This window comes from Periweissella beninensis, assembly GCF_016908275.1.
Taxonomy (GTDB): Bacteria; Bacillota; Bacilli; order Lactobacillales; family Lactobacillaceae; genus Periweissella; species Periweissella beninensis.
The window spans coordinates 1-10,031 of sequence record NZ_JAFBDN010000036.1; the positions used below are offsets into that span (position 1 = coordinate 1).

The 10,031-nt window shown below is 36.6% G+C and carries 14 protein-coding genes; 8 read left to right on the forward strand and 6 right to left on the reverse strand.

The window, feature by feature from the left end; genetic code table 11:
• A partial coding sequence (locus tag JOC59_RS08560) for a replication initiation protein (RefSeq protein WP_205144352.1) occupies positions 1 to 660 on the forward strand: 660 nt, incomplete at its 5' end.
• Positions 653 to 1,231: a DUF536 domain-containing protein gene (locus tag JOC59_RS08565; RefSeq protein ID WP_205144353.1), complete on the forward strand. Its 579-nt coding sequence runs from the start codon at positions 653 to 655 to the stop codon at positions 1,229 to 1,231. The genes JOC59_RS08560 and JOC59_RS08565, both read left to right, overlap by 8 nt.
• A gap of 130 nt (positions 1,232 to 1,361) precedes the next feature.
• On the opposite strand, the gene JOC59_RS08570 is transcribed toward JOC59_RS08565, so the two are convergent.
• From JOC59_RS08570 to JOC59_RS08580, 3 genes are all read right to left on the reverse strand, one after another.
• Entirely contained in the window at positions 1,362 to 1,583 is a 222-nt protein-coding gene (locus JOC59_RS08570) for a transposase (protein WP_225436138.1), read from the reverse strand.
• A gap of 281 nt (positions 1,584 to 1,864) precedes the next feature.
• A complete protein-coding gene (locus tag JOC59_RS08575; RefSeq protein ID WP_205144354.1) occupies positions 1,865 to 2,764 on the reverse strand; it encodes a DUF2382 domain-containing protein in 900 nt (299 codons plus the stop codon).
• A gap of 410 nt (positions 2,765 to 3,174) precedes the next feature.
• Entirely contained in the window at positions 3,175 to 4,308 is a 1,134-nt protein-coding gene (locus tag JOC59_RS08580) for a hypothetical protein (protein WP_205144355.1), read from the reverse strand.
• Between the two features lie 585 nt (positions 4,309 to 4,893).
• Here JOC59_RS08580 and JOC59_RS08585 point away from each other — a divergent pair.
• Complete coding sequence (locus JOC59_RS08585) at positions 4,894 to 5,844, forward strand: magnesium transporter CorA family protein (RefSeq protein WP_205144356.1); 951 nt, start codon at positions 4,894 to 4,896, stop codon at positions 5,842 to 5,844.
• A 130-nt stretch (positions 5,845 to 5,974) separates the two neighbouring features.
• On the opposite strand, the gene JOC59_RS08590 is transcribed toward JOC59_RS08585, so the two are convergent.
• Positions 5,975 to 6,451, reverse strand: coding sequence for a recombinase family protein (locus JOC59_RS08590; protein WP_239517084.1), 477 nt, complete (start codon positions 6,449 to 6,451; stop codon positions 5,975 to 5,977).
• On the opposite strand from JOC59_RS08590, the gene JOC59_RS08595 reads away from it, so the two are divergent.
• On the forward strand, positions 6,439 to 6,951 hold the full coding sequence (locus tag JOC59_RS08595; protein ID WP_338090195.1) for an AlwI family type II restriction endonuclease: 513 nt from the start codon (positions 6,439 to 6,441) through the stop codon (positions 6,949 to 6,951). The genes JOC59_RS08590 and JOC59_RS08595 overlap by 13 nt on opposite strands.
• A 182-nt stretch (positions 6,952 to 7,133) precedes the next feature.
• Here JOC59_RS08595 and JOC59_RS08600 read toward each other — a convergent pair whose 3' ends face one another.
• The gene (locus tag JOC59_RS08600; protein ID WP_027822196.1) at positions 7,134 to 7,490 is read right to left on the reverse strand and encodes a type II toxin-antitoxin system YafQ family toxin; all 357 of its coding nucleotides are present in this window, start codon (positions 7,488 to 7,490) and stop codon (positions 7,134 to 7,136) included.
• Entirely contained in the window at positions 7,490 to 7,768 is a 279-nt protein-coding gene (locus JOC59_RS08605; RefSeq protein WP_003586674.1) for a type II toxin-antitoxin system Phd/YefM family antitoxin, read from the reverse strand. Before JOC59_RS08605 ends, JOC59_RS08600 begins: the two co-directional genes overlap by 1 nt.
• Positions 7,769 to 7,844: 76 nt before the next feature.
• Here JOC59_RS08605 and JOC59_RS08610 point away from each other — a divergent pair, with 76 nt between their 5' ends.
• The 4 genes from JOC59_RS08610 to JOC59_RS08625 form a co-directional block, all read left to right on the forward strand.
• Complete coding sequence (locus JOC59_RS08610) at positions 7,845 to 8,432, forward strand: site-specific integrase (protein ID WP_205144357.1); 588 nt, start codon at positions 7,845 to 7,847, stop codon at positions 8,430 to 8,432.
• A gap of 12 nt (positions 8,433 to 8,444) precedes the next feature.
• Positions 8,445 to 8,804: a hypothetical protein gene (locus JOC59_RS08615; protein ID WP_205144358.1), complete on the forward strand. Its 360-nt coding sequence runs from the start codon at positions 8,445 to 8,447 to the stop codon at positions 8,802 to 8,804.
• A gap of 371 nt (positions 8,805 to 9,175) precedes the next feature.
• Positions 9,176 to 9,388, forward strand: coding sequence for a hypothetical protein (locus JOC59_RS08620; RefSeq protein ID WP_010015136.1), 213 nt, complete (start codon positions 9,176 to 9,178; stop codon positions 9,386 to 9,388).
• 295 nt (positions 9,389 to 9,683) lie between these two features.
• Positions 9,684 to 10,031 (forward strand): replication initiation protein (locus JOC59_RS08625; protein WP_205144359.1); only part of this gene is annotated, 348 nt, incomplete at its 3' end.

Below are 10,031 nucleotides of genomic sequence, written 5' to 3' on the forward strand. Positions count from 1 at the left end.
GAATTTTTTGTTATGTTTACCGAATTTGAGATAAACGGCCATGCTGATGATCCTTATGTTGATATTAAAATTTACCCCAAAGCTATAAAATTATTAAATGAGCTGGAAAGTTGGGTTCGTTATGCTTTATCAGAATTCAGAGATTTAAAAAGTAGCTACGCAAAAACCATGTTTCGGTTACTAAAACAATTTAGAACTACTGGGTACGCTTACTTTTCAGTTGCAGACTTTAACGAGCTATTAGATGTCCCTAAAAGCTATAAAAGTAGCAATATAAATCAATCCGTTTTAAAACCCATCAAAGAGGAACTTACGCCTCTTTTTAGAGGTCTAACGGTTAGAAAAAAATATGGTAAAGGCCGCGGGAAACCAGTGATTGGGTATTCTTTTACTTGGAAGCCTGAAAAGAAAGACGCTAACGACTTCTCACAAGGTCAATTTCAAGATGAACGTCAAAAACTCTTTAACATTCAGCATAATGGTGAATTAACAGAACAGGAAAAATGGCGCGCCATTGACAAGGTTAAGGGGCTAACTTTAGGCTCTACTGAGAAACAAGCATTGGCTGATAAACAGGCCGAGCACGATAAAAAAATAAGAGATCAAGCACGAAAAGAAGCACTTGCTGAACTCCGAAAGGGGTTTGGAAATCATGCCTAAAACAATTAGAGAACTTGCTGACGAATTGAAGGTCTCTAAACAAACTATTCAATACCACTACCAAAGACTACCAACAAAGAACCGACAAAAAGATAGTCAAGGTACAAACATGATCAGCCTTACAGCTGAAAGGATTATTAGGGACAAGGTAGCAAAGCCTTTGGTAGCAAATACCCAACAAACAGGTAGCAAAAAAGTGACAAAGACTAGCAAAGAAAATAATGAGCTAATTGCCACTCTAAGAAGAGAAATAGAAGATTTAAAGTCTCAACGTGACAAACAGCTTGCTACCAAAGACCGACAAATAGATCATCTAACAAAATTGGTGGATCAGCAGCAACAATTACAATTAGCAACAGTAGCAGATAACCGTCGATTAAAAGATCATGTACAAAAGCTAAGTGGGCAACTAACTCAAAAAACTAACGACAACTTGTCGACCGGAAATGATCTTTTTAACATCCAAGATAAAAAAAGCAAAATAGCTAAACAGAAGATTGTTAAATCTGGTATTAATAAAGATGGCATACACACAAATAGAGCTATTAAACGTTGGTGGAAATTCTGGTAAAAGTTAATGTAAGCCTTAAGGTTTCAACTAAAGCAATTACGGTCAACCATAACCATAGTATTGGATTGTCATTTTATTGGCTATAAAATAGTAAATCAGTAAATTTTATTACAAAAAGGCTCACAAAAAATTATTTTCTTCCTCCAAAATAGCGAGACGCTTTTCTAATTGCTTGACATCCTTTAACGTCTTTGATTGACCCATGAATCATGACTGGGGTAGCTTGCTTGCCCCAAATAACAATAGAATCTTTTGAAGGTCCAAATTCTTCTGTTAATGATTTAAGTGAACGGCCTTCTTGGTGAAGTTTAACCAATGAATCTTTGAAATCTTGTGAATAACGAATTGACATAAAAATACTCCTATACTTTCATTTTACGGACTGAATAAAAATAGTCCATTTTTTTAGTATAAGAGCAGTAAAACCAGACGTGGAAACCACGTGGTCTTTTAGTTGATTCAGTAAAAGAAGCCGAAGCCAAAGTGAAGACGTTGGTTTCGGCTTCTTTGGCTTTTAATTGCGGGAACGCACACAAAGAGCCAAAAAAGATTACTGACAGCCATCAGAAGATGGCTGTCAGTAATCTTTTTTAAGTTCTTGTTCAAAAGGTTTGATAAAATCAAAGCTAGAAACTAGCTCCGGTCATGCTTGTTGCGATCATTATCGCGTAAGTCTTCTACGTGGGCATCACCACTCGTATCGATATCTAGTTCTTCGTGGCTGACGTTTTCACTTACTTGTTTCATATCTTCGTGTTCTTGTTTACGAATGTCAACTTTTTCTCGAACGACCGGGCGTTTTTTGACATCGATCTGTTCTTCTTTGATTGGGATCGTGATCGTGTCGTCTTCTTGCGTATCATTGACATCGGTAGTTGCAGCCGCACCATCTCCGGGCTTTCTTTCGATCACGACTTCTTCTCGTTTAACCGGTACTTCGACTGTTTTCTTCTCATTGACAACATTTTTATGGACATCGACTTTACCCGTCGTCACATCATGCTTATCGATATCCAATTTTTCTCCTTTAAGCTGGATACTATCAGTATCAGTATCTAGATCAGTTGCACGTGCAGCATCTGATGCATGTAAATTATTTGTGCGAGTGGCACCAGCTGCATGTCTGCCTGTAACATTTTCAGTTGCTTGTGTTGGGTCGTATTTATAATTATTGACGGTGATAATAATTTTTCCGGCTGAGATATCATCTCTATATTGGTAAAGTGGGTCGTTGTTTGCATGATCAGCTTCTTCATTTGAACTTGAATCGTATTCGTACGTATCAGCAGAAAATGCATCTTTGATTTTTTCCCATAGTGAGCGATCTTCGTGAGTCGTTTCGACGCCATTTACACCGGTTTTAACATCGATTCCTGACAGTCCAGCAAAACCAAAATTTTTAGCTGCATCTTTGTTGGTGTAAACAATGATATTATCACGGCTATAGCCTTCTCTTTGCAGTTGTTCGATCTCGGATAAAGCTTCTTCTCTCGTACTGTAACTTCCAATAACTGTTAAATTTCTTTCCAACATATAAATCCCTCCCATTTCAACTATTCTTTTGAAGACGCTTACAATTATAGTGTAACGAATAAATGACGTTACAACAAATAATACGAATGTTGAGAATTAACTACCGCCTTACACTACGTTTCAGTTGGTATACCCCGCATTTAGTGTTCCTTTTCAAAACCAAAAAAGAAACACTAAACACAGGGTTCTGTTGAGAAGAAAAGGAGTAACTAATGGTAGATTGCAAATTTAATCCGAATTTTTGGACAAATTTGCAATCTACCACTTTATCATTTTGGCCAAACGATGTGCGAACAAAACAGGTGTTATTAAAATTGCTAGGTTCTGAGGCAAACAAAAAGCAGTTTACGCAATCACCTTCTGATTGCAAAACCTGCTTTTGGCTTCTCTCTTACTGTCAAGCCACGCAATTACTGGACTTGGACTTTTTTAACCAACACTGGCAAAATAATGACCCGATCCATGTAACTCGGACGATGCATGAAGGTGCCTGCTTCACGATAAGCTTTGGCACCACTTTCAAAGATCATCGAAATGTGCTTCTCAGAAGGATCAAGGCTGATGTCTTCAACCGAGTGTGGCACGTTAATAATTTTAGATCCTGACTTTGGTGCAGTGAAGTCTAGTTTGGTCCAGCTTTTATTGTCCGGAACCAGAATCCAGATTTTGCCTGGTGCGCTGCCATTTGACTGACTGAGCAACGTCAGCCCACTTTTGGCAACGGCAATGCCTTGAAGACGATCCCAGCCATTGTTAGACGAATTAATGACTTTCTTTTGCTTCATCGTGATGGGTGCTGGCAGCCCATTTGCATTGAGCGGTAAGGCAAGGATCGAACGGTTCTTTTTGTTCTGACCATATTTAACAAAAACCAATTGATTGTTATATAGGGTAATCGCTGAGGTCGGTCCTGCCAAATGAAGTTCAATCTGGGTTGACTTTATCGGTTGTTGCGTTGCTTTAGCCGAATAGGCATCGATTTCGCGCTGTGACACATAACTGATACCAGCACCTTTTGTCTGCGCGGCATCATCAGACCAAAGCAGCCGCTGATGGTCGATGTCGTAAGTGATACCACCAACGTGCGATTTGCTCCTTAAAATTAAGGCTTTATTGTACTTAGCATTATGCTTGTTCACCTGAACAATGATTGAATTCAGTTTGTGATTATTATCATACAAGCTCATATAGATTGCATCTTTGGACTGGGTGAACCCTTGAGGCACCCAGTTATTGCCAAAACCCGCTTTTTTGGTTTTAGTATTGATCGACCAAGCACCGCGAAGTCCAGGAATCACCACTAATTTGGCATTGGTGGCCGCGCGTTTTTCAAGTGGATCTGATTGCCCGATAGCTTTAATTTGCTTAATTGCCGCGCTTTTGGACTGCAACGGCCGCGGATCAGCTTCCCATTTTTTAACATCACTTGGCTGATCAACTAACTGGCTGTACTGATAATGATCAATCAACGCCCAGCCGCCAAAGCCAAGTGCAACGATACCGATGACTGACAATACCGTCACCCAAACCCATTTTTCCAACATGCATACACTCCTTCATATCAGAATTGTAATATATTTGAATTAACCACGCGATTATATTACCCGGTAATTGCCAGAAAAAAGCAAAAGGCGGGAGTGTCAAGAAGTTTGTGTAAATGGGAATCCCTTTCCCCTGTAAAATTAAACCATTAATCGAAAAGTGAACGCTTTAATCGGAATTTACGTTATTTTTACAATCTACCTTATCTGTAACAATTTCTGGTCTTATATCAACAATTGTGTCGATTTTTTTTGTGCCTTATAATTAAAGGTGTTAAAATACGTCATAACTTACCACCATAAAGCAGTCCAATTAATTTATTGACTTCTAAGTAAAATACCAGGAGTTCTGCTATGAGTTAACTATGATCCTAGGTGGTCACTAATACATTCCTTAATTTAGGGGCTATAATTATAAATTAGATAATACATTAGAAGCTGGAGACAAGATTGTCTAGATAATGTGTGAGATAAAATTTTTGGCAGGTTATCATACATAAGACAAAATGTTTTTAAAACTGATAACGTATTTATTTCACAACAATTACGCATTTATTTTTGAGAAAAATATAAAGCAGGAGGATTACAATGCTGAAAACTTATTCTTTAACAAAAGATACATTATTAGTTTCATCAGAATCAAATATCAAAAATTCTTCTGTTGTTTATGTTTATGGTGACGAACCAGAATATATCGAATCTTTGGAACATAAATATAACCTTGAAATAGGCAATATACTAACGTTTGATGATCGAGTTGCATATGACACGATGATAGATCAGAACGATGAAAAAAGTTTGCTCGTAAGTTTTTTGTTTCCCGAGGTACATGAAGGTGGGCATCTAGATAATCTGACGACATCTGTTGTTTTCTTGGTATTTAAAAATAAGTTGATAATTTTTACAAAACAAAAATTAAAATTCATTCCCGAACTCTTATCCAATATGGTTTTACGTGATGTCAATAATTTCATGGAGGAAGTACTTTTAAAGATCACGCAAAAAGATTTCCATGTGATGCTTAACAACCTTCGTGGAGTCAAGGAAAAAATTGATAATTTAGACTCAGAAATATCAACGTCCGGTCCACTCAGACCAACGTTTGGTAATTTATTGACTCTTCAAAAATACATGATAGCTTTGTCAACAACCTATGGTGCTAATCACAAAGCGCTGGATTTCATTAAAAAAAATTTCACAACTATTAATGATATTGATTTTACCACCAAAAAAATAATTGATGAGATATACGATACAAGCGACACAATGGATAGAATTATTTTAGGTTACGGCCAATATTTGGATGATTTGGAAGATATGATAAACAATATGATTTCTTATCAGCTTAATATGATTATGAAAACTCTAACAGAGATATCAATCGTTTTGACTATTCCAGCGATTATTTTTGGTTTTTGGGGAATCAATGTCCATGTCCCGTTTGAAAAATCTTCTTATGGTGTTTTTGCTGTGCTGATTATCTCTGTTATACTAAGCCTAATTTGCTGGTTTTGGATGCGACGCAAAAAATATTTGTAAAGTATTTGTGATACCCTAATATGATTTAAAGCAGAATTGCTTTGTTGACTTTTTAAAAGGCTGATTCCTTTCAATAATTTAATAGCTTTTGTCAGGAATTGTAATATAAATAGACAGTGGTATTTGTTATTTATCTAAATAGCTTTTTAATGTATTGCACTGTGCGCGGAGAAATATTAAAAGCTTCAGCGGCTTCCTTCACAGTATGAGAGTTAGAATATTCAAAGATAGCCATATTCCGGCTATCTTTTTTTCTTTTGGGTCTACCCTCCTTATAGTTGGGATTGTGTTGCCTTGCAAATATTTTAACGGCTTGCGTACGCTCGATAATCATATCACGCTCCATCTCCGCAAACGATAGCAAAGTTCTGACAATCATACGCCCAATTGGGGTGTTATCTATCGTTCCTAAATTTAAAACCTTAATCATTATTTTTTCTTTCAATAAGTCATCAATTAAGTTCAATGCTTCTCTAGTATTACGAGCAAAACGATCTAACTTTGTGATGATCAATGTGTCATTGGGTTCAATCAGATGGACCAGTTTTTCAAATTGCGGTTGCCTGGTATTACATTTCAGAGGAGAAGTATAGTTTGCGAGAGTCAATGAACCTTACGCTGGATTCAGAAGGATTACCTGTGGCACAAGCAGGAGGACAAAAGAAGAAGCAAGATGATAATTCTGGTGACATTACCATAGAATACAAGGATCGTACTTTATTGCTTGAAGTAACATTGATGGATAAGAATGCCATTAAACGTGGGGAGTGGGAACCAGTACTCAGGCATACCGTTAATCTTTCTGCTAGTCACACTGTTCCGGTTCAAACATATTTCATTACTGACGCTGTTGATAAGAACACCGAAAATATTTGGCGTTCTGTGGCTGCAACCGATTTAGAGGAAACCGCTGTCCAACATCGCTCTGTTCGTGCAACCATATATCCTCTGACAATTGATACGTTGATTAAATGGTTACATGATAAAGGTGTAAACGAAAAGGTTATTTGGGATGCCGTAGACACTTCATATAAGCCACTAATCGAAACTGATTTCGACGCTGATTGGAAGACTGACATATTAGCCTCGATATCATCGAATAACTAAATACAGAAAAATATAACAAATATTATCAGACTAAGGACTATACTAGAAAACATCAGTACATTCCTTAACTCAGGGTCTATAACTATCAAATCGCCCCTCAAAAACATTGAAAGAATAACCCCTAATATCTATAATGTAGATATTAGGGGTTATTTATTTTCATATTATAAAAATAACTTCTTCTATTTGTCATTTTTTCGATACCTTTTAGCACGATTTTGACCAGGAAATAAACGATCATGCGATCCGACTCGAATGCCAATTAAGACTAGTTCATCTTTATCAATCGTATAAACCACCAGGACATCGTTAGTTTCGCTTGGTGTTTTGTTTTTCGGGGTATCTCGTAAGTGAAATTCATTATAACCGCTCATTCGCCGATTAAGCTCATGATCTTCAAATTCTGGTGGTAATTGTTGTTGCTCAAGTAACAGGTCAATGGCTGCTCGAACTTCATCAATAATAGATTTGTCTAAACTGGCTAACCGTTTTAAATCAGCATTAAAGGTTGCACGTGGTTTAAATCTTAGTTTTTTCATTATTTAAACTGACCCCAATAATCATCATCTGATTCAACAATTTCATCGTCAGGTAAAACATGGCGTTTAATTAACTGATCACGTGCAATTGCATATTCTAACGAACCTTCTTTCGCTTTTAATGCTCTTTCTAGCCAGTCCATTTTTTCTTGTGAAACGATGGCTACTGCGCGACTATTTGAACGAGCAATATAAACGGTTTCGTCTTCGTCATTAACTTGATCTAAATATTTTTTTAGGTTAGCGCGAAAATCGCTCTGTGTTAATGCTAATGTCATATTTACCACCCTTTCATTGTACTTAATATTGTACTTTAATTTGTACTAAAAATCAATTTTTTAAGGAGCTAAAACTATGCAACAAATTGTCTTACCCATCAAAGATTCAAATGTTCTCAAAGAAGTGCAAGATACGTTACTCCATAATTTCAAAGCTGGTTGGCGTAACTATACCGTTTTTCAAGTGGGTAAAGCGACTTTATTGCGAGTGAGCGACGTTATGAAGCTTCGTTGGACAGATGTCTTTAACGAAAACGGCACCGTGTGTCAGAATGCGTTTATCCACGACCAAAAGACTGGTAAAGCTAACCTGCTCTACTTAAAACCCGTGCAGACTGATTTATTAGCCTATCAAGCTTGGTTGCAAGAAAACCATTTGGTTTCTGACTGGTTGTTTCCCTCGATTCAGCACCCAGAGCGACATATCACGGAAAAACAGTTCTACAAAATCATGAGCAAGGTTGGTGATCTGTTAGGAATTAATTATCTAGGTACCCATACAATGCGCAAAACCGGGGCTTATCGCGTCTATACGCAATCCAATTACAATATTGGCTTAGTCATGCACTTATTAAATCATTCAAGTGAAGCCATGACTTTAGCTTATTTAGGCTTAGACCAGGCTAGTACCGAAACGATGCTGGATCAAATTGATTTTGGTTAGGAGGCTGGCTTTATGGATTTAGATTTTAAATCAAACAAGTATGATCTTTTTGATGATTGGCATCAAAACAAGACTAAACAAGCCTTTACACAAAAGTTGCAACAACAAGCTCAAGTTGAAAAAACACAGCTACCCCAATTATTGTCGCGTGAAGACTTAAAAATTCGTTGGCAGATGAACTCTCGTCAAAGTGTTCATCAAGTTGCTAGTAAGCCTGATTTTCCGCAACCCGTTTTTGCTTTTAATCATGGTAAGACGCCACTTTACTTAGCAACTGAAATTCAAATTTTCGAAATTAATCACCCTTGGGTAATAACTCCCGGTGCTCGTCTTGCTTATAGTCATTGGATCCTTCGTAATGTGATTGATTAGTCTTGAGATTTGGCTCTAGGCTTTTTATAGTTGGCGCTAGCCTTCTAATACAAATAATACCCATATCGATGGGTATTAAATCTACCCTTGACACTTGTCAAGGGTGTAAGTGCATTGACCTCGTTTCACTCGGTCTGCAGATGGCCATGAAATCAGTTTCTTTGTAATTAAATTAAGTATATTTTTAAATTCAATTACGCTTGCGATTAACTATGTTTGTTATGCTTTAGATACTTAAAGAGTATTGCAGTTCCCGCTGCTTTCAACCAAAATTTTTAATTGCTTTATGCAGAGAATCTTCATAAACCTGGCAACAAAATTTGAATAACTAACTCTAAGAACTGCGTATCTAAACTGAAATCATTATTTTAATGTTAGGAGTCATTAAGATGGACGAAAAGAAAGTATTAAAACCAATTGATGAAATGCTTGCTGATCCTTGGCAAGTTGATATTCAAGAATTGTTTGAAGCTTCTGTCAATGAACCTGACGAGATTAAAAAGAATTTGTATGATTCCTTATACACTTATATTTTGCAAAAAAGACAAGAAGATATTATTAATCGTCCTGGCTTCGTTATTTAGCCCTCTAAGAGCCTGTTGAGGGCTTTTTGTTTCTAGATTTTAATCTCGTACAGCGGTGCCTCTTTTATACCTCTTTTATAAACCTCTTTTAAACCTCTTTTAGACCCCTCTTGAGCCTTACTCTCCCAGGGAATACAGGAGTTTATGGATAGAGTTTTGTCTGTTTATAGATAGAGTTTTGTCTGTTTATAGATAGAGTTTTGTCTGTTTATAGATAGAGTTTTGTCTGTTTATAGATAGAGTTTTGTAGTATTATATATTCATAAAACCATATTCATTAAAAGAGGTGCTTCATTTGAGTAATGAAATTGTCAAATATGATCCTGAATTAAATACAATCCCACTTCGAAAATTCACTCCTGTTGAAATGAATTTATTCTTCTCAATAGTTTCTAGAATGCGTGACAAGGGTGACGAAACTGTAAGGTTTTCATTTGATCAATTAAAAGAATTAAGTGCATATAAACCTACAGCAAATAACCGATTTATTGACGATATTGAAAGTACTTATCAAAAAATTTTAGGCTTACGCTTTGGAAGACGTAGTAAAGATGGGCTGCATCGTGAATTTTTTGTTATGTTTACCGAATTTGAGATAAACGGCCATGCTGATGATCCTTATGTTGATATTAAAATTTACCCC

What these genes read in the sequence shown, in the direction of transcription:
- JOC59_RS08565 (WP_205144353.1), top strand. Translation starts at nt 653, where the DNA reads ATGCCTAAAACAATTAGAGAACTTGCTGACGAATTGAAGGTCTCTAAA.
- JOC59_RS08570 (WP_225436138.1), bottom strand. Translation starts at nt 1,583, where the DNA reads ATGTCAATTCGTTATTCACAAGATTTCAAAGATTCATTGGTTAAACTT.
- JOC59_RS08575 (WP_205144354.1), bottom strand. Translation starts at nt 2,764, where the DNA reads ATGTTGGAAAGAAATTTAACAGTTATTGGAAGTTACAGTACGAGAGAA.
- JOC59_RS08580 (WP_205144355.1), bottom strand. Translation starts at nt 4,308, where the DNA reads ATGTTGGAAAAATGGGTTTGGGTGACGGTATTGTCAGTCATCGGTATC.
- JOC59_RS08585 (WP_205144356.1), top strand. Translation starts at nt 4,894, where the DNA reads ATGCTGAAAACTTATTCTTTAACAAAAGATACATTATTAGTTTCATCA.
- JOC59_RS08600 (WP_027822196.1), bottom strand. Translation starts at nt 7,490, where the DNA reads ATGAAAAAACTAAGATTTAAACCACGTGCAACCTTTAATGCTGATTTA.
- JOC59_RS08605 (WP_003586674.1), bottom strand. Translation starts at nt 7,768, where the DNA reads ATGACATTAGCATTAACACAGAGCGATTTTCGCGCTAACCTAAAAAAA.
- JOC59_RS08610 (WP_205144357.1), top strand. Translation starts at nt 7,845, where the DNA reads ATGCAACAAATTGTCTTACCCATCAAAGATTCAAATGTTCTCAAAGAA.
- JOC59_RS08615 (WP_205144358.1), top strand. Translation starts at nt 8,445, where the DNA reads ATGGATTTAGATTTTAAATCAAACAAGTATGATCTTTTTGATGATTGG.
- JOC59_RS08620 (WP_010015136.1), top strand. Translation starts at nt 9,176, where the DNA reads ATGTTAGGAGTCATTAAGATGGACGAAAAGAAAGTATTAAAACCAATT.